The organism is Amphibacillus indicireducens (genome assembly GCF_039539605.1).
Lineage (GTDB): Bacteria > Bacillota > Bacilli > Bacillales > Amphibacillaceae > Amphibacillus > Amphibacillus indicireducens.
The window spans coordinates 27,997-28,205 of the sequence record NZ_BAABDL010000022.1; the positions used below are offsets into that span (position 1 = coordinate 27,997).

General features: G+C 42.1%; 1 protein-coding gene. It reads left to right on the top strand.

Annotated elements, in window-relative coordinates; genetic code table 11:
- The coding region (locus tag ABD814_RS02465) for a transposase (RefSeq protein WP_344909997.1) at positions 1-209 on the top strand (209 nt) is incomplete at both ends.

Here is a 209-nt window from a genome sequence, read left to right on the forward strand (position 1 = left end):
AGTCAAAGACTCTGTAGACCACCGGGAACATCCCAATCCTGATGTCGTCATTCAAAAAATTTATCAACATCTTGCAGGTTATCACACAGACGACCATGCGGATGAATTAAAGCATGAGCCGATGTTTACCAAGATCCTGGATAAGAAGCAATTAGCTTCTCAACCCACTTTGTCACGCTTAAACCAGAAATTCGACAAGGAAACGATGA